Below are 22391 nucleotides of genomic sequence, written 5' to 3'. Positions count from 1 at the left end.
TGCGCGAACGGGCGTCAACGAGGCATTACGCAAGACGGAATCTGGGGGAGACTAGCATGAACGTAACGGATGAGAATGTGTGGTTCGGGATTGCCGCCGCGGAAGGACTTCTTCTATTAATCGTGCTAATCTGGGTGATCGCGCTCACGACGAGGCTGTCCAAGCTTCGCAAGTCGCACCGCAAGCTGGTGGGCGAGACGGGCGTCGCGCAGCTGGAGGATGTCATGGATGCGCTGCATCGCAAGCTGTCCGAAGTAGAGTCGCGGCAAGCGCGCCAAGACACGCATCTCGATCAACAAGAGAAACGCCTGGCCGCGCTCAAGGGGCGGGTCGGCGTTCATCGATTCAACGCATTCTCGGATCAAGGCAGCGACTTGAGCTTCTCCATCGCGATCGTCAACGACGACCAAGACGGCGTCGTCATCACCGGCATTCATAGCAGAGAACAGGCGTTCCTGTACGCGAAGCCGCTGGACAAAGGTCAATCCGCCTACATGCTGTCGCCGGAAGAGAAGACGGCGATCACTCAGGCAACGCAAAAGGGATAACGGCACCGCGCGCACTGCGGATCGCCGCGAGCAGGCATTGCGAGATGACGTCGGACATCTTCATGACGAGATTCAGCCGCGTATTCTGCAGCACGAAGTACTCCATGAAGCCGCCGACATTCACGATGCCGGTCATATGGATATCGCCGACCGGCGGCAGATCCTTGTTGACGCCGGCGCCGGGCCTCACGGGCCCCGAGCCGAGCTGGATGCAGCCGACGCTGGAGACTTGTCCAAGACAAGCGTCGATCGCGATCACGAACGGCTGCCGCGAAGTACGCATGATCTTGAGCAGCGTGTCGCTCAGATTCATCGCATGAACGGGATCGTCGAGCGTGCCGTACAGGTCGAACATCCCGCTCTGCTCGCGGGCGAGCGTGCTGCCCACCAGGGGGCCGAGCGAATCGCCGGTAGACCGGTCGGTGCCGACGCAGACGACGACGATGCGGCGCTCCGGGGCCAGATGCGCAATGTGGCTCTCAAGCCGCTGCGTGATGCGCTGCGTAACGGAAGGTTCGTTATAAGGAATCTTTAAAGAGAGCGCGGCCGCTTCGTTCGCGGAGCCGGGCCGTTTCTCCCAAGCGCCATTCATTCGCCTGCTTCGCCTCCTCCCATGGAATGTTACTAGTATATGGACGGGGCGGGGCATTTATACTTGCTGATGTAATCTAAGGCTATCGTTCGTCATACAGAATGTATAAGTTTTACGCCTATTCATTACGGTATGACCGACGATAAAAACGTATCGCCGGAAGACGGCAAAGCCGGGTTTACTTGGGGAGGGAAGATGGGGATGGCGTCTATCCTGATTGCGTTCGACTCCACCCAGCAGGCGCTTCGAGCGGAGATGCTGCTTGAGTACGCGGACATTGAGATTGATATAAGACCTACGCCGAAGGAGATTACGGCAGGCTGCGCCTTGTCTATCGAGTTCCCTGCCGAAGATCTTCAGACGGTCGCGCAAGTTATCGAGGAAGAGAAGGTAGAGATCCGCGGTCTATTCCGGCCGCTCGCTGAGGCGGGCGGGTACGAGCAGATCCGATAGGCGACGGGAACAACGGAGGGGAATTGGATGATCGGCTATGAACGGGTGCAAGGAATGGCCTTGAGCCTGATTGCGGACAAGACGCATCTGTGGGAGAAATTCATACAGGACATCTGGGATTCGGTCAGCGACACCGACATGTGGATGAATGTGCTCAAAGTATTCCTGCGCATCCTCCTCATTCTGATCTTCAGCCGGATCGCACGAATCATCCTGAACCGCGTGATCGATCATCTGACGGACGTCCGCGCCTCGAAGCGGCTCAAGCTTCGGACGAGACGGGTGCAGACGGTCGGCAAGCTCCTGAAGAACACGGCCGCCTATGTGATTAACTTCGTAGTCCTTCTGATGATTCTGGGCGAGTTCCATATCAATCTAGCGCCCCTGCTGGCCGGCGCGGGCGTGCTCGGTCTCGCGATCGGCTTCGGCGCGCAGAGTCTGGTGAAGGACGTCATCACGGGTTTCTTCATCATTCTGGAAGATCACTTCTCCGTCGGCGACGTCATCGAGGTCGGGGGCAAGTTCCGGGGAACGGTGGAGATGATCGGCCTGCGCGCGACGCGCATCCGCAGTTGGACCGGCGAAGTCTTCATTCTGCCGAACGGCAACATCTCGGACGTCACGAACTTCTCGGTGAACAACTCGCTCGCCGTCGTCGATGTGTCGGTGCCGGCGACGGAGCAGCTCGATCATGTCGTGGAGGTCGTCCGCGGCGTGGCCGCCAAGTTCGAAGACGCGAACGCGCTTGGACCGGTCGACTACCTGGGCATCCAATCGATGGGCGGCGCCGATGTCGTGCTGCGGCTAACGGTGCTGTGCCGTCCGAATCAGCAGGCGGCGGTCACCCGGCATCTGAATGCGGAGACGAAGAAAGCATTCGAAGCGGCGGGCAATCCGCGATACTACTCGGTGGAAGCGATGGAGCGAACGGGGGGATAGGCGATGGAGAGGAAGGAGTTCCAACTCGGGGACGTCGTGCAGATGAAGAAGCAGCATCCGTGCGGCGCCAACGAGATGGAGATTATCCGCATGGGGATGGATATCCGCATCAAGTGCGTGAAGTGCAAGCACAGTATTCTGCTGCCTAGAATCAAGTTCGAGAAGAGCTTGAAAAAGGTGCTGCGTTCGGCCGAAGAAGGGCATGTCCCATCGGAGGAAAATTAGGAGTCAGGATCCAGTTGCGGTCTGTCCTAAAATGTGATATTATTCTACTTGCTGCGGAGAGGTACCCAAGTGGTCCAAGGGGGTTGACTCGAAATCATCTAGGCGTCGCAAGGCGTGCGTGGGTTCGAATCCCACCCTCTCCGCCATACTTAGCAGACAGAGCGGTTCTCCTAGAGAACCGCTTTTTTGATGCCTTTAGCCCTATTGCGATGTCGCCTTACGGCCTAAATCCGGTCATCCCCTGCAAAGGATGGCAGGAAGCGACCGTCAGCAGGACATGGGCGCGTGGCAGATCGCTGATCGCCGCCGGCAGTCGGCATTCATGAAGAGAGACCTTCCTCAAGGGGAAGGTCTCTCTTCGTCCGCAGGGTGGATAGACTGCCTCAATGACCTAATATGGATGGTGCAGTCGGCATCGATGGCGCGGGCGATGGCGGCAAGCCGAACGGCGTCGACACGGTAGACCGGATAGGCCGTCATATCGCCATCGGAGGACCAGATCGGCGTCAGTCCAAGCTCTGCGGAGACCGCCTGGCGGATGGCTGCGGTTCGGCTGCTCTTCACGCAAGCCACCCGTCGGGCGGATAGACCGGCGGCGCCGGTGCCGATCGCGCAGGCGGCCGCCAGCAGCGCGAGCAGCGAATAGAAGGCGGCCTCGATGCCATACAGCCACCAACAGACGCTCAGGAGGCCCGCGTTAAACGCGATGACGGCGTGTCTGTTCAGGATCACGCGCGGGGCAGCCGCAGCCATCGGAGCCGTCGGAGCTATCGGAGTTGTCGAGACGGGCAGAGCCGATGCAGCTGAAGCCGACGCACGGGCCGGCCGACGGCTCCGGGAGAGCCGGAGCCCTCTGATCCCCGGCAGCGCGGAGACGTGGGCGGCGATGCCGTCCAGCAGCGCTCCGCCGCGCAGGACGATCCCGACGCCGATGCCGAAGCAGATGCCGCCGAAGGCTGCGGCGAGCAGCGGATGCTCGGTCAGCGCAGGACGGGGATGCAGCACCGAGGCGGCCAGCGAGAACATGCCGAGCGCATAGAGCGCCCACAACCGCTCTTGCTTGGGCGAATGTCGATACATGATCAGAAAAAGCGGCAGATTCAGAATCGGGAGCCATAGACCCGGCCGTATGCCGGCGAATCCGCCGAGCAGCGACGCGAAGCCGGAGGCGCCGCCGACGAAGATGCCGTGGGGGAACAAGAACAGCTCCAGTCCGGCCGAAGCGGTCCAGGCGCCCGATCCGAGACGCAGCATCCTGGAGCCGAATGCTCCGAAGCCTCCCAATCGCTTCATTCGTAAATCCATGCTACCCCTCCTTGCGGCAGCCGCGCGGAGCGCGCGACTGCCGGATATCGCGAGCGAGCATTGGCATGTACATGGCGCTGGGCTCCGGCCGCGCCCGTCGCGGAGCGTGAGCGGATCCATCGACAGGCCCGGCCGAAGCCGGTAGGATGTTAGCCCGGCGGCTGCGGCGACTTGCGCCGTTCGCGCCGGTCCAGCGGCAGCACTTTGTTCAGCAGCTTGAAGATCAGCTTGGATTCCTTGGTGAGCAGCGGACCCAGGATCGCGAGGATCAAGACGTACAAGGCGGCAAAAGGCTGCAGGATGGCGAGCAGGCCGCCGGCCTTGCCGATGTTGGCGACGATGATCGAGAACTCCCCGCGGGAGACGATGGTGAGGCCGATGTTGGCGGACGCCTTGGGCGAGAGCTTCGCGGTGCGCCCGGCCAGCATCCCGGCGACGAAGTTGCCGACCAGCGTCAGCAGGACGGCGCCTAGCGACAGCCAGACCGCGCCTCCGAGCGCCAAGGGATCGATGGTGAGTCCGAAGCCGAAGAAGAACAGGGCGCCGAAGAAATCGCGGAATGGCAGGATGAGATGCTCCACGCGCTTCATATGCTCCGTCTCGGCGATGATAAGCCCGAACAGCAGCGCGCCGATCGCCTCGGCGACGTGGACGGTCTCCGACAAGCCGGCGACGAGGAACAGCCCGGCGAACACGACGAGCGCGAACAGCTCGTTGCTGCGGATGTTGAGCGCGCGATTCAGCAGGGGCACGGCTTTGCGTCCGATGATCAAGAGCGCGAGCATGAAGCCCAGGGCAATTCCGGCGGAGGAGAGTATGCCGGCCAAGGAAGTGGAGCCGCTAAGCACGAGGCCGGAGAGGATGGACAGGTACACGGCGAGAAAGACGTCCTCGAACATGATGATGCCGAGGATCATCTCGGTCTCCGGATTGGCCGTTCGCTTGAGATCGACGAGCACCTTGGCCACGATGGCGCTGGAAGAGATCGTCGTGATGCCGGCAACGACGAGCATCTCCATGAAGGGCAATCCCGCCGCCAGTCCGAACAGAATGCCGAGCGTAAAGTTGATGCCGATATAGATCGAACCGCCGATCGCGATGGACCGTCCGGACTTCACGAGCCGTCCGACCGAGAACTCCAGGCCGAGATAGAACAGCAGGAACAGCACGCCGATCCGGCCCATGAATTCGATGAGCGGCTCGCTGTGAATGAAGCGGAAGTCCAGGTGCCAGAAGTGGGGAGCGTGCGGTCCGACGGCCATGCCGATCAGGATATAAAAGGGGACGACCGAAAATCGCAGCTTTGAAGAGATCAGCCCTGCCGCCGCGATGAGCGCGATGGCAAGCCCGACTTCAAGAACGAGATGATCCATTCCGATCAATCACCCCCGGAGAGCAGGCTTTTGATCTTCTTCAAGCTGGGGCGGTCGCCGGCCACGACGAGCGTGGCGTCCGTCCGGACGAGGCACTCAGGTCCCGGAGTGATGCGCTTGGCGCCGCTGGCTTCGACGATCGCGATGATCGAAGCGCCGGTACTCTGGCGGATGTCGAGCTCGCCGATCGTGCGGCCGATCGATTTGGAGCCTGGTTCGACCTTGTACCATTCGATGATCAGATCGTCGAGGGCGACTTCGATCGTCTCCAGCGCCTTCGGTTTGTAAGTCATGCCGCCTACGATCGCCGCGAGCAGCCGCGCCTCGTCGTCGTCCAGCGTGACCATGGAGATGCTGTCGTCCGGGTCTTCGTGGTCGAAGTGATAGAACTCCCTGCGTCCGTCGTCATGGATAATGACGACGAGCTTGTCGCCGGAGCGGGCTTGGAACTGATACTTTCTGCCGATGCCCGGCAGGTCGGATTCGCGAATATTCATGATGGATGTCCCTCCGTGAAAAGGTTGATTAAAAATGATGAACGAGACCGGCTCGCGCATCCACGAAGGTAGAGGTGAACTTAAGGGGGAGGAGCAGTTGAATTCTGCGGATGAGATAAACGTCTACGGCGGTTCGGATGGAGACGGGCGGGACGAGGATCGGCCGCTTCGTCAAGGCGAAGAGCAGCGAGACGACGAGCAAAGGCAGCGCAACGCGGCGTTCGGCCTTGTAGATCCCACCGTCGCTGTCGTCCTGCGGGGCGCGTTCATGCTCCATCTCCGAAGCATGCGAATGCGGCTGGAACGAGGACAATTGATAATTGCCGGGAATCGAAGGATGGAGGAAGGCATAGAGCAAGACGCACAGCCAGAGAACGCCTAAACCGGACAGCAGCTTGCGCCGTGCCATGAAGATGTGCATTGCGGCATCCGCTCCTCTCCGTCCTGCAGTCTTGCTTAAAGGGTACCATAAATCGCGGGGAGTTCTCAAACCGGGACGCTCGGAAATACGGAACCGAGCTTCGCGGATACCGCGGAATGGACCGGATCGGAAGGCAGTCAAGCCCCTAAAATATAACGAAGGGCCCACATCGGGGCCCTCCGGGCGACGTTGATTGAAGTCGAAGTCTAATCGTTACCAACGTTGCTGTTCGCGCGCAATGCTGCCATGACGACTCGTGTCATGCTCGCCCTTGCGCCAGCGCTTCGGTACTCGGATCGCTCACGCGAATTTGTGTGTTACAGACAAGTGTCTTTAGCACAACGCCTCGCTTCCTACTCCGCTTGGAACGCGTCTTCTTTCGGCTGTTGCCTACAATGGTTCAAGGGAACCACACCTCTCTGTTCGTCGCCGATAAATAGAATGACCCGAATCGGTCTTGAATATGCGGCGCTACTGATTAAATTTTTTCCACTTGCGCCTGTGGTTCGAGGTCTCGGGGAATCGTTCACCCCGCTGCATCATGACGCGCTTCGGATTCTGTATGCCGGTATGGAACGATGCTTCGCCGATCTCGATATATTCCCCGTCGTTCGGCGCGCGGTCGCCCGGCTCGAATTCGGTCTGTTCGCCCATTGCTGATCACCTCCCGAGCCTTAGTGTTGCGGGATTTTCCTTGCGGTATTCCGCCTAGTGTGATAAAGTATTTAGGTATGCGATTGAACGCATACTCCTTGCTCCTCGGCCATGGACATGTTCCATCGGTATGCAAAGCGGGGGGCCAAAGACCAAGAGGAGGTGAACGGAAGATGCGCAACTATGAGTTGATGTACATCATCCGTCCGGACGTGGAACAAGAAACCGTTCAAGCTGTCGTGGAGAAATTCCAAGGCATCATCGCGAACGGCGGAGAGATCGTGAAGCACGAGGTACAAGGCAAGAAGCGCCTCGCTTACGAGATCAACAAACACCGCGACGGGACGTATGTGCTGGTCCATTTCAAAGCTACGCCAGACGTAGTGACGGAACTGGAACGCGTACTGAAGATCACGGACGAAGTCATTCGTCACATGGTCGTACGCGACGTAGCTTAAGCAGCACAGGACAGACCGGCGGACAACGCCGTTTGAGTCGTCAATGCGTGGGAGGGAACCGACTATGTTGAACCGTGTCATTCTGATCGGACGCTTAACCAAGGATCCCGAGCTTCGTTACACGCCTGCAGGCGTGGCCGTAGCCCAATTTACGCTGGCTGTAGACCGCCCCTTCTCCCGGGATTCCGGCGGAGGAGAACGCGAACGCGAGGCGGACTTCATCCCGATCGTAACGTGGCGCCAATTGGCCGAGACTTGCGCGAATTACCTTCGGAAAGGCCGTCTGGCCGCCGTAGAAGGGCGCATTCAAGTGCGCAACTACGAGAACAACGAAGGTCGCCGCGTCTATGTAACGGAAGTTATCGCCGATAACGTACGCTTCCTCGAATCCCCGAACCGCGAAGGCGGATCGGCGGGACGGGACGAGTACGCCGGCGCAGGCAACAGCGGCGGCAACGCCGGCGGGTACGGCGGTGGAGGCGGAAATAGCGGCGGCGGCAATAGCAACCGCAGCTCCGGATCTCGGAACAGCGGGAACAACTCGGATCCATTCGCCGATGACGGCAGACCGATCGATATATCGGACGATGATTTGCCATTCTAAGACAGGAAGGACGGAGAATAAATGAGCGAACAACAAGCAGCACCAGCAGCACCAGCCGCTCGCGAAGAGCGTACGTATACCCCTCGTGAGAACCGCGGTCCAGGCGGTGGCGGAGATCGCGAACAACGCGAGCCCCGCAAGTTCCGCCGCGGACGCAACAAGCGCCGTAAAGTGTGCTACTTCACGGTCAACAAGATCACTCACGTCGATTACAAAGATCTGGACTTGCTCCGCAAGTTCATCAGCGAACGTGGCAAGATTCTGCCGCGCCGCGTAACCGGCACGAAGGCGAAGTACCAACGCATGTTGACGGTAGCGATCAAGCGCTCCCGCCAAATGGCGCTGCTGCCTTACACGACCGAGTAATCGAATCCCGATAAGAATCCCCTGTCCCCTCACTTTGCGGTGGGCGACGGGGGATTCTTTTTGCGTTAACGAGGTGTCGCCTTCTACCAGGGAAGATGGCGACTCCATTTTAGGCGTATCGGTCTGTGCGGAGATCGCCGTACAGATCGGACGGGTCGGTCGCGCAGGAGTATGCGAGATGCCCGGTTAGCTCCACTAGCGTGAGGCGCAGCCCGTGCTTGGCACCCGTATCGATCCCGAGCCGATCGGCGCCTTGCCAGAGCTCGCCGGGCTTCGCCCCAATCCGCTGGGAGGGCGTATGCCCGAACACGACGGTGCAGGGAAGCGGAACATCGCTGCTCCAGAAGTCCTGGCGGATCCCGGTGAGGTCTGCTGCGGATTGCTGCTCCAGCCGAATGCCGGGGCGGATGCCGGCATGAACGAACAGGTATGGATCTTGCCTGAAGTAGAGCGGCAGCTTGGACAGAAAACGAAGCTCTTCCTCATAAGTGCTCGACAGTGCTTGATCCTTCTGGGCGTGTTCGAGCATATACCGTTCCATGTTGCCGGCGATCGCGATCGCGCCTTGGTCGGTAAGCGAGCGGATGAACGTCAGTGCGCCCCAGGAAGCCGGATCGCGATCGATGAAGTCGCCCAGCAGGACGAGCGTGTCCGTGCCGGGCACATAGCGGGCGCGCGCTAACAGCAGACGCGCGCCTTCGACATGTCCATGGATGTCGGAGATAGCGAATAGTCGTGACATGGCGATCTACCTCTCAAGATTCGAACGGATAGAGGAACGTATCGGAGACGGGGAGGACGAGGCATCCTCGGCTGTCGGTCTCCAGCATGGATTCGTGAAGGAAGCTGAGCTTCTGGCCATCCTCCGTCCGCGCGAGCACGCGCCAGTGCTTGCCTTCGAACACGCTGTGCACGACGACGGCCGGCAGCCGGTTAGCGGGAGCAGACGGGTCCGGATCAGGCTGTAGACGAAGGACGGCCGCATCGGAGAAGATCGCCCCTTCCGGTGAGGCGAACGCTGGAGGTTCGGCTGCGGTCGCGGCCGCGCCCGTGGCCGTCGTAGCGGATTCCGCCGCTGCGGCGCTCTCCAGCCGTGCATCCGGCGCCGCGTTCCGGCAGTCTGACGCGGCCTGCCAAACGGCCGCATCCGGGCGGAAGAGCAGCTCCGCGGCCGGTGCCGCGATTCCCGGGGCGGCGCCTGGCGCGATGCCCGCGAGCGTCGTCCCGCCGATGCGGATCGCCGCATGTCCTGCCGAGGTCGTCGGCTGACCGGCGAGGCGATTGCCGGCACCGAGCAGCATGGCCGCGGAGCGGGTGGCGGGACGACGGTAGCAGGCTTGGGGCGTATCGATCTGATCGATCGCGCCCGTACGCATGATGACGAGCCGATCGGCCATCGCGAACGCTTCGTCCGGGTCGTGCGTCACGTGGAACACCGTCGTCCCGAGCTGGCGGAACAGATAGGCCATCTCCGTCCGCATCTCGATCCGCAGCCGCATGTCGAGATTGGACAGCGGCTCGTCCAGCAGGAGCAGGTCGGGCTGGGTCGCCAGCGCCCGCGCGATCGCCACGCGCTGCTGCTGGCCGCCGGACAGCTGGGGAGGCAGCCGCTCCTCCAGTCCTTGCAGGCGCAGCAACTGGACGAGTTCGCCGATCTTGGCCTGGATCGCGGCATTCGGCGTGCGCTGCCGGCGGAGACCGTAGGCGATATTCTCGTAGACGTTCATATGCGGCCACAGGGCGTAGTCCTGGAACACCATGTTGATCCGGCGCTTCTCGGGCGGGACCAGCCGGGAGACGGAGGCGACCGTCGCGCCGCGCAGCCGGATCTCTCCCGCGTCCGGCTGCGCCAGCCCCGCGATCAGCTGGAGCAGGGTGGACTTGCCGCAGCCGGAAGGCCCGAGCACGCTGATGATCTCGCCCGGGTGGACGGCGAAGCTGACCTCCCGGAGCGCGGTTTGGCCGCCATAAGACTTGCCGAGACGTTCCACTTCTAGAATGGGATTCATAGGGAGGTTCTCCTTGGTCGTTTCCTTGCGGGTTTGAACAGCAGCTCTAGCGCGACGATGATGGCGATGACGATGCCGCCGCCGGTTAGCGTGGCCGCAGCGGCATAGCCGAACTTCAGATTCTCGAACGCTTTGTTGATGACCACGGGCAGCGTCATGAAGTTCGGCGGATACAGCACCGAAGCGATGGCGAGGTCGAATACGCTCGCGCCGAAGGCGGCCAGCGCAGCCGAGAGCAGGGCGCCCTTGATTAAGGGAGCGAGCACGGTGGCGACCCGCTGGCGGAACGAGGCGCCCTGCACCTGAGCGGCGGATAACAGCTGCTGCGGCACTTTGGCCATCGCGCCGACCACGACCCGCGTGATGACCGGGATCGCGCCCGCCACGCTGGCCAGGATCAGAATCCATGGCGTGCCGTACAGGAGCAGCCCGATCGACTGAAGCCACTTTTGATTCCAGATGAAGATGTAGCCGATCCCGAGCACGATGCCGGGGACGGCGAGCGAGACGAGCGAGATGACGTCGATCGCTTTGCGCAGCTTGAACTGCGAATAGGTGAGCACATAGGCGACTAGGAAGCCGACCGCGAGACCGATCATAGCTGCGACCGCGGCGATCTCGAGCGAGTGCATCAAGCCGCTGGCCAGATTACCGTCGCCCGCGAACAGGGCGCGGTAATATTTGAACGTGATGCCGCCGCTTCCGCCGTTGTCGGTGACGGACATCAACAAGTTGGAGCCGAAGGGAATGCCGAGCACGACGGCCAGAAACGTCAGGTTGCCGATGACCAGAATATAGGCGCCCTTGACGGGTTTCCGGGCGACGGATCGGGTGGCGCGTCCGGAAAGGAAGTCGAACCGGCTCTTGCGCATCGCGTACAGCTGGACGCTCATAGCGAGCGCGATGAGCAGGACGAGATAGAAAGACAGCGCGCCGGCCATATCGAAGCGGATCGGCGACGTGTACAACGCTGTATAGATGGAATAAGGCAGCGTCGGGAACCGGAACACGGTCGCGATGGAGGCGGGGAGCCCGAAGTCCCCCACGGTATCCATGAAGACGAGCATCGCGCCGGAGAAGAACGCGGGCAGCAGCAGTGGCGCTTGAATGGTGCGCCACACGGTCCACGGCGAGCCGCCGGAGAGCCGGGCCGCTTCGCTCAGCCGGTCCACCTTCCATTCCAACGCGGTATAAACGGTCAAGTAAGCGAGCGGGAACTTGCTGAGCGTCATGACGACGATCAGCCCCGCCGGTTGGAAGACGAGCTTGTGCAGTCCCGTCCAACCGAGCCACTGGGCCGCGATGCCATCCGCGGAAGCGAACATGACCCAGCCCTGCGCCAGGATGAAGGACGGCGTAATGATCAGCAGCCAGACGGTCATATCGAGCAGGCGCGCCGTCGGGAACGACCAGCGGGATCGCACCATGGCGAGCGCGATGCCGAGGGCGGTGCCGAGCAGCGTCGTGCCGACGCCGAGCGTGACCGAATGCTGGAGCGAGACCCGCCAGAGCGGTCTGCGGAACACGTCCAGCAGCAGCGAGAGATCGCCGATGACCAGATTGCCGAAGAAGACGCCCGGCAGCAGCACTTGGATGACGACGGCGGCGAGCGGAAGCAGGATAAGCAGGAACAGGACGGCCAGCACGAGCCAGCCCATCCGGTTCCCGCTTGCGCGAATGCGGAACATCGCTTATTTCACCGCTTGATCGGCGAACCATTGCTTGATCTCGCCCTCATGCTCGCCCGCCCATTCGGCTTCCGCGACGACGAGCTTCGCGTCCGGCGAACGGTCCGGCTTCATCGCGACGCCCTTGGCGGAGGGCTGGAAGTAGCTCTCTTCGCCGTTGTCGATCAGCGATTGCTGCGTCTTCGGATCGAGCAGGAATTCGATGAACGCCTTGGCCGCGTCCGCATGCTTCGTGTTCTTCTGAATGGCGGCTACGCGGACCGATGCGGGCGCGCCTTCCGCCGGCCAGACGATATCGACGGGCTCTCCCGCGTTTTTCAGGACGTAGGCGTTGCTCTCCTGGAGGGCGGCCGCTTTGATCTCGCCGCCGGTCAGCGCCTTGGCGACGTTCGGATTTTTCGGGTAGACGTGCAAGCCGTTCTTCATCAAGCTGTCGAAGTAGGACTTGCCGCCGTCCATGCCTTGGGATTGGAAGAACCAGGCGACGAACGGATAGGCGGGCGCGGCCACGGCGGGATCGGCCATCCCGACGGTGCCCTTGAACTTGGCGTCCGCCAGATCGGCCCACGTCTTCGGAGCGGAGTCCGCGTTGAAGGCTTTGGTATTGTAGACGATGACGGAAGCCGCATGGGCGCCGGTCGGATAGTAAGAGAGATTGGCGGGGACGAGCGCCTTGGCGAAGTCGGTCAGGTTGTCGATATCGCTCGGCGTCCAGCCTTCGAGCAGCTGGCCGTTCTTGCCCATCTGGTTGATCGTCGGCATGGCGTCCATCCATACGACGTCCCAGTGCGGGTTGCCCTTCTCGGCTTCGATGCGCGATGAGATCTCGGCGCCGTTGCCCGTCACGAGCTCGAGCTTGTAGCCGGTCGCCTCTTCGAACATCGGTTTGATGATCTCGTCGAAGTCGTTCAGGTAGACGACTAGAGGCTCGTCCGACTTGGCCGGCGCGGCGCTGGCGCTTGGGCTTGCCGCCTGCGTGCCGCTCTCGGCGGGCGAACCGGAAGCGGTGGCGGAAGAGGTAGGCGAGGCGTTGCCGGCGGCTTCGCCGTTGTTGCCGCATGCTGCCGTCGCGAGCGCGGCTGCCGCGACGACGAGCGCCGTCAGCATTCCTTTGCGGCCTTGCTGGATCTGTGACATGTTGGTTGAACCCTCCCATTGCGTTCTTCGTTCCTACTCAGATTAAGAGAGGACTGTCAGGGACGGGTTAAACTTGATGCGGCTTTATGTTAAATAACATCTATGGGTATTGATAGAAACATAGATATTATCTATAGTTAGGCGTGGAGGGATGCCCGATGAACATTCAGCAACTGCGCGTATTCGTGAACGCCGCCCGCTGCGGGACTTTGACGGAAGTGGCCTCGGAGCTGCGGCTCAAGCAGCCGACGGTCAGTTTTCACCTCAAAAAGCTGGAGGAGACGCTAGGCGTCGAATTGTTCCGCAAGCATCCGCGGAATATGCAGCTGACCGATGCCGGGCAGACGCTGCTGCCTTATGCGAGGCGGGTATGCGCCCTGCTGGACGAAGCTGGGAGATTGATGACGGAGCACCGGGAGCAGGGGAGGGGACCGCTCAAGATCGGAGCGAGCTATACGCCCGCGACGTACTTCATGCCGCCCTTCCTGGCGGAATTCCAGTCGAACTATCCGCAGGTCATCCCGACCCTCACGGTCAAGCAGGCCGGCGCGATCCTGGGTCTGCTGCGGGACTACGAGGTCGACGTGGCGGTCGTCTCGCTGCTGGATACGGCGGTCGAGGGTATCCATGTCGTCCCGCTCGTGCAGGACGATCTGAAGCTCGTGCTGCCGATCGGCCATCCGCTGTCGCGGCTGGCGCGCCTAACGGTCGAGGATCTGCTGGAGACGCCTTTCCTCGTTCACGAGCAGGGGTCGACCTCGCGGGAGCTGTCCGAGATCTGGGCGAACGAGAACGGCTTGAAGTGGAACATCCGCATGGAGCTCGGCGCGATCGAGACGATCAAGGAGTCGGTGAAGTACGGGATCGGCATCGGCATCCTCCCTTGGCGGAGCGTAGAGAAGGAAGTCGAGCAGGGAGTGCTGCTTGCGCGGGACCTGCCCGGCAAGGTGAGACGGCGCTTCGTCTGCCTCGCCTATCGGAGGGAGGACGTCTTGTCCTACCACGTGCGGACGTTCATCCAGTTCATGCGGGAACGGTGCGCGGACGGGCGAATCGCCTCTGATTAGCGCGAAATTTGGCACATCTTCGTCCGGCTGGCGACATCTGGATGTCGATAGATTAGAACTTCCTAACTTAATGCCCGCGAGGCAGGAGAAAGGCGCGGAAGCGGGAAATTGTAATAGAGTATGGCTTGGTAATCGAACGTGAGGCTAGGTAGTACCTGAGCGACCGCAACCCACTCCCTACCCCCATACAAAAAGGAGGATAACGAGATGAAATACCACTTTTTTGTTGGCAACGACAATGGGAACAGCGAACACGATCTCCTCATCGACGGCAGACTGGTTCAGCAGCCGAACGTGAATTGCACGGTAGATACGCTCCCTTGGAGCGAAGAGCAGTCCCCGGAGAGCTTCATTAAGAACCTGCAGGAGCAGCTCGTCGTGACCGTCGATTCGCCGGCGGCGCGCCCGGGCATGTACTATATCGGCAAGTTCGCGCTAGAGAGCGGCGAGATTCTGGACAACCTGCAGATCGGCATCGACCTGAAGTCCGATATGGATCTGCCGATCGTGAACACGCTGGCGCAGATTGCCGCAGTAGCGGTCCAGAAAGCCTACGAGGAAGAGAAGAAGCTGCCGGACGCCATCGAAGTCGATGCCGACATGGCCGCCGCGCTCCCCGTCACGCAGCATAGCGACGAGAATGCCGCGAAGTTCGAGAAACGGTACATGAACGGCACGCACCACGTGACGGTCCATCTCGGCATTCACCGCGTCTCCGTCAAGATTGCGTTCGTCTACACGAAGGTCGTGCCGGAGGCGACTTCCGTCATCTTCACGCTGCAGAAGGACGCGGAAGGCAGCTGGCGGTCGGGCGATATCTTCAAGGACTTCGCCGAAGCGTACGAGCTGGACGCCAAGAAGTTCAACGGCAGCTATTTCAAGGACAAGCGGATCCTCCATGTCGATATCGGCGACGGATCCACCGAGTATCCGATCACGGAGGGCAACAAGTTCCTCCGCCAATTCGTCCACGGCAGCCACCACGGCGTCGGGTACGCGCTCGAAGACGCGCTCGCCGACTTCAACAAGCTGATCAAGCTGCCGGACAGCCCGCGCCAATTCTTCAGCGACGTGATCAAGAACGCGAAGCACAAGTACCACGCGCGCGCCATCAAGACGCTGAAGCGTCCGCTCGAGACGCAAGGGCGGCAGATCATGCAGCACGTCCAGCGCCAGCTGACCCGCGCCCGCAACGAGATCGACGTCATCTGCGTGTACGGCGGCGGCAGCATTCTCATGCGCTCCTTCCTCTATCCGCAGCTGAAGCAGATCTGCGAAGAGCGCGAGATGAAGCTCCTCTATATCCCGGCCGAGTACGCTGTCCAGTTGAATGCGATGGGGCTCGACGCCTTCGCCCGCGGCAAGATCTTCGAGGCGCTGAAGAGCAAGGCCGTACAGCCGGTTTAACTCTGAAGCTTAGAAGGTGACGCGTAGTGAAGAAAGCCAAGCAACCGGGCGAGAATATCAGCCTGAAGACCCGCAAGACCGAGAATACGTCCGTCATGGCGTGGATCAATGCGCAGACGAACCTGATGGACTCGATCCGCTACCTCATCGAGAATGAGGTGCATCAGAACGGCGTGCGCAATCTGCAGACCTGCATTCCCGCAGAGCGGGGCACGCTCGTCGGCGAGGGCGATGCTGCTCCCGCATCCGAAGCGGCCGATTCTTCCTCCTCTACGGACGCGGTCAACTCGGCAGCGGCAACCTCGACGATCGCGGCCGGCGCCTCGGAGGCGGCTGCTTCCTCCGAAGCGGCTTCGGCCGCACCGGCCCCTTCGGAGCCCGAGGCATCGGATTCGACAAATGCTCCCTCTTTTTCGACGCCAAACGAGCCCGATTCGACCCCTCCCGACGACATCGACGACGACGATATCGCTTCTTGGACCTAATTCAAGCCTCATGGCAACACCCAGCATGACCAAGTGATCCTTGGTTGGGCTGGGTGTTTCTTTATACCTCTATACAATACGAAGTACTACTCGACAATACCCGGTATTACGAAGTCATCCTTGGGTGTTGCGATGCGCTCCAATCCATTCAGATATGGCTGCAAAGCGGTCGGAATCCGAATCGATCCGTCCGCTTCCTGGTGGATTTCGAGGAGCGGTATGAGGATGCGAGGCGTCGCGACCATCGTATTGTTCAGCGTATGGGCATACGCGAGCTTGCCCTCGGGCGTCCGGTAACGGATACGCGAACGGCGCGCTTGGAAGTCGTGCAGGTTCGAAGCCGAATGCGTCTCGCCATACGCGCCTCTGCTCGGCATCCAGGTCTCGATGTCGAATTGCTTGAAGGTCTTCTGCGACATGTCTCCCGCGCATACGGCCACGACCCGGTATGGCAGCTCCAGCAGCTGGAGCAGCTCCTCGGCATGGGCGGTAATCTCATGGAGCATGGCGTCCGACACCGCGGGATCGGCTTCGCAGACGACGACCTGCTCGACCTTGGCGAATTGATGGACGCGGTAGAGACCGTGCACGTCCCGCCCGGCCGACCCGATCTCGCTGCGGAAGCAGGTCGAAGCGGCGGCCAGACGCAGCGGCTGCGCGAGATCCAGCACCTCGTTCGCGCAGTACGATACGAGCGACGCCTCCGAGGTGCCGACCAGCCATAGGTCTTCCTCGTCCAGGCGGTAGACCTGGTCTTGGCCGAGCGGGAAGAACCCGGCCCCCGTCAGCGCCTCCCCGCGCACGATGAGCGGCACGTCCATCAGCGTGAATCCTTTGCGCAGCAGCATGTCGACGGCGAGCTGCTGAACGGCCCGATGCAGCAGCGCGCCCGTCCCCTTCAGATAGTAATGTCGGCTGCCAGCCGTCTTCGCGCCGCGCGCAAGGTCGAGCATCCCGTGCAGCTCGCACAGCGAGACGTGATCGCGGTAGGCGAAGTCGAACGCGGCGGGCTCTCCGACCCGCCGAAGCTCGACATTGTCCGCGTCCGAATCGCCGTCGGGCGTATCGGGCGAGACCGTGTTCGGCACGCGCAGCAGCATCTCGCCGAGCTGCCGCTCGGCCTCCCGCAGATCGGCCTCGGCCGCCGCCTGTTCCGCCTTCGCGCGGGCGATCGCCGCTTGCGCCTCCTCGGCGGCTTCGCGCGCTCCGCTCCGCATCAGCGCCTCGACCTGCTTCGAACGCTCATTGCGCTGGCGCCGGAGCTCCTCGACCTCCGCCAGCAGGCGCCGCTTCCGATCGTCCAGCTCCAGCAGCGCCTTCACCGAGAGGGCGATATGCTTCCGATCCGCCGCGAGCTGCACCTCTTCCTCGCGATCCCGTATCCATTTGATGTCCAACATGTTGCACCGCGCTCCTTTTCCCGTAGATGGCAAAAAAAACAAAAAGCGCCCTCATCCGTATGGGACGAGGAGCGCTTATGCTCGCGGTGCCACCCAACTTGACCGAACGCGCGAGGCGTTCGATCCGCTCTGGTTCCGCGATAACGGGCGGTGCCGGTTGACTTGAGGGATCGCCGGATCCCTTTAACGAGAACGCCTCCGAGTTGGATGCTCTTCATAGGCCGTTTGTTCGTTATGATTTGTCATCCAGTATATCCGATTCCCGGTCCGTTAATCAAGCAGGCGAACGCAGCCAACGCAGGAAAAAAGCGGGTTGGAAGCGGCGGCAACATCAGGTTGCGTTACTGTAATCTGTTTGTAACAAAACTTCGGTCCCATTCGTAATGAATACGAAGGCATAATTATAAATTAGGAAAGAGGCTATAGCACCATGAATAAACAGCGCAAACTTAGAGTGACCCTGCTCAGCGCGCTCGTCGTGCTGATCGTCGCGGCAGGCATCGGATACGCGAATCGCGGCGCGCTCGCCGCCTGGGGATACGATGCGTTCCTATCGAAGCAAGTGGAGGAGAGGCTGGCGGGCTCATACGAGCCGATCAACGGCGGCACGGCGACGCCGGAAGCGACGCCGACCGTCCGGGAGCCGTTCGGCCTGCTGCTGCTCGGCGTAGACGCGCGGGGCAAGGAGCGCGGACGATCCGATACGATGATCTATACGGTCGTCCGGCCTAAGGACGGCAACGTGCTGATGGTCTCGATTCCCCGGGATACGTACGCCGAGATCGTGGGCAAGGGCAAACAGGATAAGATCACCCACGCCTACGCGTTCGGCGGCGCGGAGATGGCCGTGAACAGCGCGGCCAAGCTGCTCGACGCGCCGATCGCCCACTACGGATCGATCAACTTCCAAGGGTTCGTGAAGGCGGTCGACACGCTGGGCGGCATCCCGCTGCCGATCGGCAAAGACATCGTCAACAAGGGCAAGGACCATGAGAAATTCACGGTCAAAGCCAACAAAGACAGCTATACCGGCCAGGAAGCGTTAAACTATGTCCGCTACCGCGAAGATGCGGGCGGCGACATGGCGCGGACCGAACGCAACCGCGTCTTCCTGGACGCGCTGATGCACAAGGCTTCCTCGCTCCAGCAATGGAACAAGATCCCCGATCTGCTCGACATCGTCGGCGAGAACTTCAAGACCGACCTGACGCCGTCCGAGCTCTCGGATCTGGCGAAGCAGTTCCTGCAGACCGACCATCACATTCAGAGCTACACGCTCAAAGGGACCGGCAAGCGCATGGGCTCCCAGAACCTGTGGTACTATCTCGCGGACGAGAAGGATCTCGCGGACGTGCGCGCGACGATCGCCCAATGGCTCGACGCGGATACGCCCGAATCGGCGCTGACCGTGCCCGGCGCCACGCCTGCCGGGAGCAACGGGCAAGGCGCGGCAAGCGCGGCCGGGACATCGGTCAACCCGTAACGAGAAGCCGTGGTGAGCCGGGTTCCGGCGTGGTATAATGGGGACGGCCGAAGCAAACGGGCTTCGGTCAGGGCGAGGAGACTGGGCAATCGTGCTAGAGGAGAGGAAAAAAATGAATATCGCGTTTTTCCTTCTGCCGAAGCAGGAGGTAGTCTGCCTGTCGGAGAACGCGACGTTGCGCCAAACGCTGGAGAAGATGGAACGTTACCGTTATACGGCCGTTCCCGTCCTGAGCGAGGATGGCAAATACGTCGGGACCGTCACGGAAGGCGATTTGCTGTGGTACATGAAGAACCGCCACGAACTTTCTTTTGATCATACCCATCGCGTAGCGCTGTCGGAGATCTCGCTGCGACTGAACAATCGCGCGGTACGCATCGACGCCAACATGGAAGACTTGATCTCCCTTGCGAAAACACAGAACTTCGTGCCGGTCGTGGACGATATGATGACCTTCATCGGCATCGTCCGCCGGAGCGACATCATCGACTATTGCGAAAGCCTGCTGCTTCCGATCGGAACGGATGAAAAGAGAGTAAAACGGGAAGCGTAAATATGGAAAAGGTTGGCGGCAGCCCCGATTCGGGGCTGCCGTTCTGCGTGATCGGGGGCCTTAGCCGCCCGAAGGCAGAGAATATCCCGCCCGCCGCCGGGCCGGACGTACGCTGGAGGACATGATGACCGCAAAGAGCAACAAGAAACGAACGCCCTTGGCGCTGGGCTTAACGCTTGGCGTCCTTCTGCTGGCTGGAGCCGGATGGCTCGGCCTTAGTCTCTTTGGCCAGACGGGAACGGCGGCCCGCCGCCCGTCGGCCGCGCCGCCGGGCGGGAATGCGCTGCATCAAGCAGGCGCGGCGCGTCCCGAAGCGGACGGGCAAGCCGCGCTCGCGGGAGAGGATGGCGTCGAACGCCCCTCCTCCGCCGAGCTCGCCAAGACCTACGACCTCGTCATCCGGGGCGGCCGCGTCGTGAATCCCGAGACGAAGCTGGACCGGGAAGGGTTGAACGTCGCCGTCGCGGACGGTCGCATCGCCTTGGTCACGGACAAGCCGGTGAAGGGCAGGCGCGTCATCGACGCGGCCGGATTGGTCGTCTCTCCGGGATTCATCGACAATCTGTCTTACGACCCGAATCCGCTCGGCGTGTGGAACAAGATCGCCGACGGGGTCACGTCGAACATCGCGATGCACGGCGGGACGGACACCCCGGCCAAGTGGTACGCCTACTACGGCCGCAGCCGGGTGCCGCTTCATTACGGCGCGTCCTTCTTCTATACCAAGGCCCGGAACAAGCTCGGCATCGGACTCTACCAGTCCGCGACGGCGGCACAGACGGAGAAGCTCGTCCGGGAAGCGGAACGGGCGCTGAACGACGGCGTGCTCGGGATCTCGTTCAGTCTCGAATACGTGCCGGGCATCCAGGCGTCGGAGATCGTGCCGCTCATGAAGCTCGCCTACAAATACAACGTTCCGGTCTACTTCCACGCCCGCTATTCGGATATGGAGGAGCCGGGTACGAACATGGACGCGATGAACGAGATCATCGGCTACGCCCGCTCGACCGGCGCGTCGGTGCACGTTGACCACATCAACAGCACCGGCGGCACTTTCTCCATGAAGCAGTCCCTCGGGATGCTGGACGCGGCGCGGCAGGAAGGGATGGATATTACCGCCTGCACCTATCCGTACGACTATTGGGGGACTTACCTGAATTCGGCGCGCTTCGACGAGGGGTGGCAGCGGCGGTTCAGGATCACTTACCGCGACCTGCAGATCGCCGGCACCCGCAGCCGGCTGACCGAGACGACGTTCGGCGAATTCCGCAAGCAGGGCAAGCTCGCGGTCGCCTACGCGATTCCGGAGCAGGATATCGACGACTCGCTGGCCGCGCCGTTCGTCATGATCGGCAGCGACGCCATCCTCGAGCCGGGCAACAACAACCACCCCCGCGCGTCGGGGACGTTCGCCCGCACGATCGGCCTGTACGTGCGCGAGCACCAGGTCCTCTCGCTCATGGACGCGATCGCCAAGATGTCCTTGATGCCCGCCCGGAGGCTGGAGCGGCAGGCGCCCGCGCTGCGCAAGAAGGGGCGTATTGCCCGGGGAATGGACGCGGATATCGTCGTCTTCGATTATGACACGATGAACGATCGGTCGACGGTCGAACGGCCGGAGCTCATGTCGAAAGGCATCCGGTACGTGCTCGTCGGCGGGAAGGTCGCGCTGGACGACCGGGGCTTGCACAAGAACGTCATCGCGGGACGTCCGTTGAAGAGCGAGTTCGCGCGGGTATCGGAAGTGCCCGCCGGCACGCTGACGCTCGGCGAGACGAAGGTGCCGCTGGTCCGCTACCGGAGCGGGCTCTACTTCGATGCGGCCGAACTGCGGGCGATCGGCTACCGGACGGATTGGGACGACAAGACGCGCGAGCTGCGACTGACCGAAGGCGACGTCCGCCGTCCGGACGTCCCAGCGCCGCCGCCCGCGCCGGGAGAGCTGATGCTGGAGCGGGGCTACCGTCTCGTCTGGGAGGGGGGCAGCGCCGAGCTGCTCTCGATCGGCAATCGCCGCTATCTCCCTTTGTCGACATTAAGGCAATTCGGTTGGATGTTGGAGAACGAAGGCGGGGACTGGCTCGCCAGCCGGGAATAAGGGGCCAAGGCTCGCCTGCAAGCGCGCCGATTCGGCGTTTGCGCCTCCCTTCAAGACAACCGCAGGCGTCTAAGCCTGCGGGATCTTGTCGTTCGCGGATCAGAAAGGATTAGGTTCGCCTCGCCTTAATTGATCCCGTCTCCGATAAAAACGTGTCGCTTCTTCCGAGAAGATGGCGAAGCCGTTTTTACTTGGATTGGACACAAACGTCAATTGCAGGGCGGGCGCGGATTTGTGCTATAATGAGTGGTACAGCTTTGGAGCAGTTGACCGACTTGCGAGCCGTTAGATCACCCAATGTGGGAGGGAGCGCATTGTCCCAGACCGAACGCGACCTTGACGTGGCGGGCCGAGCCCGATTGATCGAGTGGTTGAAAAGCGAAGTGGTGGATCAGGTATCCCGGTTGTTCAAGGCGATGTGGGACGGCAGCGCCGTGCGCATCGCGGACAGTCTCGCCGGGCTGATCGCCGGCAGCTACATTCTGGGAAGACGGCTTGGCGTCTCCTATCGCGACCTGGACGGCGCGATTGCCGACAAGCTGGCGAAGCTGAAGCAAGAAGGACATCAGCTGGAGGATCACTATCAGGATCTTTCGGCATTAGAAGAACATATACGCAAGAGGTGACCC

25 protein-coding genes and 1 tRNA gene are annotated in these 22391 nt (G+C 61.5%); 15 read left to right on the top strand and 11 right to left on the bottom strand.

Translation table 11 applies throughout. The features are described 5' to 3' along the window. Positions 1 to 56 precede the first annotated feature (56 nt). Complete coding sequence (locus tag H7C19_RS27295; RefSeq protein WP_185672256.1) at positions 57 to 548, top strand: DUF4446 family protein; 492 nt, start codon at positions 57 to 59, stop codon at positions 546 to 548. On the opposite strand, the gene yyaC is transcribed toward H7C19_RS27295, so the two are convergent. Continuing rightward, a complete protein-coding gene (yyaC, locus tag H7C19_RS27290) occupies positions 523 to 1140 on the bottom strand; it encodes a spore protease YyaC (protein WP_185672255.1) in 618 nt (205 codons plus the stop codon). The two genes, H7C19_RS27295 and yyaC, sit on opposite strands and share 26 nt — an antisense overlap. A 201-nt stretch (positions 1141 to 1341) precedes the next feature. Between yyaC and H7C19_RS27285 the strand changes: the two genes are divergently transcribed. The 4 genes from H7C19_RS27285 (at position 1342) to H7C19_RS27270 (ending at position 2903) form a co-directional block, all read left to right on the top strand. Beyond that, the gene (locus tag H7C19_RS27285; protein WP_185672254.1) at positions 1342 to 1593 is read left to right on the top strand and encodes a putative Se/S carrier protein; all 252 of its coding nucleotides are present in this window, start codon (positions 1342 to 1344) and stop codon (positions 1591 to 1593) included. A gap of 27 nt (positions 1594 to 1620) precedes the next feature. Continuing rightward, positions 1621 to 2532, top strand: a complete 912-nt coding sequence (locus H7C19_RS27280) for a mechanosensitive ion channel family protein (protein ID WP_246469839.1) — start codon at positions 1621 to 1623, stop codon at positions 2530 to 2532. 3 nt (positions 2533 to 2535) lie between these two features. Then, positions 2536 to 2757, top strand: coding sequence for a DUF951 domain-containing protein (locus H7C19_RS27275; RefSeq protein WP_185672253.1), 222 nt, complete (start codon positions 2536 to 2538; stop codon positions 2755 to 2757). Between the two features lie 55 nt (positions 2758 to 2812). Next, positions 2813 to 2903 (top strand) — tRNA-Ser (locus H7C19_RS27270). A gap of 193 nt (positions 2904 to 3096) precedes the next feature. Here H7C19_RS27270 and H7C19_RS27265 read toward each other — a convergent pair. From H7C19_RS27265 to H7C19_RS27245, 5 genes are all read right to left on the bottom strand, one after another. Continuing rightward, on the bottom strand, positions 3097 to 4062 hold the full coding sequence (locus tag H7C19_RS27265; RefSeq protein WP_185672252.1) for a YitT family protein: 966 nt from the start codon (positions 4060 to 4062) through the stop codon (positions 3097 to 3099). 149 nt (positions 4063 to 4211) lie between these two features. Continuing rightward, positions 4212 to 5435, bottom strand: a complete 1224-nt coding sequence (locus H7C19_RS27260; RefSeq protein WP_185672251.1) for a cation:proton antiporter — start codon at positions 5433 to 5435, stop codon at positions 4212 to 4214. A gap of 5 nt (positions 5436 to 5440) precedes the next feature. Further along, positions 5441 to 5932 carry a cation:proton antiporter regulatory subunit gene (locus tag H7C19_RS27255; protein WP_185672250.1) on the bottom strand — a complete coding sequence of 164 codons (492 nt, stop codon included), beginning with the start codon at positions 5930 to 5932 and terminating at the stop codon, positions 5441 to 5443. A 28-nt stretch (positions 5933 to 5960) separates the two neighbouring features. Then, the gene (locus H7C19_RS27250) at positions 5961 to 6341 is read right to left on the bottom strand and encodes a hypothetical protein (RefSeq protein ID WP_221469506.1); all 381 of its coding nucleotides are present in this window, start codon (positions 6339 to 6341) and stop codon (positions 5961 to 5963) included. Positions 6342 to 6824: 483 nt separating this feature from the next. Next, on the bottom strand, positions 6825 to 7007 hold the full coding sequence (locus tag H7C19_RS27245) for a YjzC family protein (RefSeq protein WP_185672248.1): 183 nt from the start codon (positions 7005 to 7007) through the stop codon (positions 6825 to 6827). Between the two features lie 173 nt (positions 7008 to 7180). Between H7C19_RS27245 and rpsF the strand changes: the two genes are divergently transcribed. From rpsF to rpsR, 3 genes are all read left to right on the top strand, one after another. Continuing rightward, positions 7181 to 7465 carry a 30S ribosomal protein S6 gene (gene rpsF / locus H7C19_RS27240; RefSeq protein ID WP_185672247.1) on the top strand — a complete coding sequence of 95 codons (285 nt, stop codon included), beginning with the start codon at positions 7181 to 7183 and terminating at the stop codon, positions 7463 to 7465. Positions 7466 to 7529: 64 nt separating this feature from the next. Further along, the gene (gene ssb, locus H7C19_RS27235; RefSeq protein WP_185672246.1) at positions 7530 to 8069 is read left to right on the top strand and encodes a single-stranded DNA-binding protein; all 540 of its coding nucleotides are present in this window, start codon (positions 7530 to 7532) and stop codon (positions 8067 to 8069) included. A gap of 21 nt (positions 8070 to 8090) precedes the next feature. Beyond that, positions 8091 to 8435, top strand: a complete 345-nt coding sequence (rpsR, locus tag H7C19_RS27230) for a 30S ribosomal protein S18 (protein ID WP_185672245.1) — start codon at positions 8091 to 8093, stop codon at positions 8433 to 8435. Positions 8436 to 8544: 109 nt separating this feature from the next. On the opposite strand, the gene H7C19_RS27225 is transcribed toward rpsR, so the two are convergent. From H7C19_RS27225 to H7C19_RS27210, 4 genes are read right to left on the bottom strand one after another with little or no spacing between them, the layout of a single operon-like run. Further along, complete coding sequence (locus H7C19_RS27225) at positions 8545 to 9177, bottom strand: metallophosphoesterase (RefSeq protein WP_185672244.1); 633 nt, start codon at positions 9175 to 9177, stop codon at positions 8545 to 8547. A gap of 13 nt (positions 9178 to 9190) precedes the next feature. Further along, positions 9191 to 10444 carry an ABC transporter ATP-binding protein gene (locus H7C19_RS27220; RefSeq protein ID WP_185672243.1) on the bottom strand — a complete coding sequence of 418 codons (1254 nt, stop codon included), beginning with the start codon at positions 10442 to 10444 and terminating at the stop codon, positions 9191 to 9193. After that, positions 10441 to 12132, bottom strand: coding sequence for an ABC transporter permease (locus tag H7C19_RS27215; protein ID WP_185672242.1), 1692 nt, complete (start codon positions 12130 to 12132; stop codon positions 10441 to 10443). The genes H7C19_RS27220 and H7C19_RS27215 overlap by 4 nt, the downstream gene beginning before the upstream one ends. A gap of 3 nt (positions 12133 to 12135) precedes the next feature. Further along, positions 12136 to 13269 carry an extracellular solute-binding protein gene (locus H7C19_RS27210; protein ID WP_221469505.1) on the bottom strand — a complete coding sequence of 378 codons (1134 nt, stop codon included), beginning with the start codon at positions 13267 to 13269 and terminating at the stop codon, positions 12136 to 12138. A gap of 158 nt (positions 13270 to 13427) precedes the next feature. Here H7C19_RS27210 and H7C19_RS27205 point away from each other — a divergent pair, with 158 nt between their 5' ends. From H7C19_RS27205 to H7C19_RS34470, 3 genes are all read left to right on the top strand, one after another. Further along, positions 13428 to 14336: a LysR family transcriptional regulator gene (locus tag H7C19_RS27205; RefSeq protein ID WP_185672241.1), complete on the top strand. Its 909-nt coding sequence runs from the start codon at positions 13428 to 13430 to the stop codon at positions 14334 to 14336. A 207-nt stretch (positions 14337 to 14543) separates the two neighbouring features. After that, the gene (locus H7C19_RS27200; protein WP_185672240.1) at positions 14544 to 15743 is read left to right on the top strand and encodes a ParM/StbA family protein; all 1200 of its coding nucleotides are present in this window, start codon (positions 14544 to 14546) and stop codon (positions 15741 to 15743) included. Between the two features lie 26 nt (positions 15744 to 15769). Then, on the top strand, positions 15770 to 16228 hold the full coding sequence (locus tag H7C19_RS34470) for a hypothetical protein (protein ID WP_221469509.1): 459 nt from the start codon (positions 15770 to 15772) through the stop codon (positions 16226 to 16228). A gap of 86 nt (positions 16229 to 16314) precedes the next feature. On the opposite strand, the gene serS is transcribed toward H7C19_RS34470, so the two are convergent. Then, positions 16315 to 17628 (bottom strand): serine--tRNA ligase, encoded by a 1314-nt coding sequence (gene serS, locus H7C19_RS27190; protein WP_185672239.1) that lies wholly within the window; start codon positions 17626 to 17628, stop codon positions 16315 to 16317. Positions 17629 to 18058: 430 nt separating this feature from the next. Here serS and H7C19_RS27185 point away from each other — a divergent pair, with 430 nt between their 5' ends. From H7C19_RS27185 to H7C19_RS27170, 4 genes are all read left to right on the top strand, one after another. Then, a complete protein-coding gene (locus H7C19_RS27185) occupies positions 18059 to 19111 on the top strand; it encodes an LCP family protein (RefSeq protein ID WP_185672238.1) in 1053 nt (350 codons plus the stop codon). Positions 19112 to 19223: 112 nt separating this feature from the next. Then, complete coding sequence (locus H7C19_RS27180; protein ID WP_185672237.1) at positions 19224 to 19664, top strand: CBS domain-containing protein; 441 nt, start codon at positions 19224 to 19226, stop codon at positions 19662 to 19664. Positions 19665 to 19788: 124 nt separating this feature from the next. Further along, entirely contained in the window at positions 19789 to 21762 is a 1974-nt protein-coding gene (locus H7C19_RS27175) for an amidohydrolase family protein (RefSeq protein WP_246469838.1), read from the top strand. A 314-nt stretch (positions 21763 to 22076) separates the two neighbouring features. Beyond that, entirely contained in the window at positions 22077 to 22388 is a 312-nt protein-coding gene (locus tag H7C19_RS27170; protein ID WP_246469837.1) for a MazG-like family protein, read from the top strand. Positions 22389 to 22391 lie beyond the last annotated feature (3 nt).

Origin of the sequence: Cohnella nanjingensis (genome assembly GCF_014212125.1) — a bacterium.
Taxonomy (GTDB): domain Bacteria; phylum Bacillota; class Bacilli; order Paenibacillales; family Paenibacillaceae; genus Cohnella; species Cohnella nanjingensis.
The sequence above is the reverse complement of the archived record's forward strand: the minus strand, read 5'-3'. Positions and strand labels throughout refer to the sequence as shown.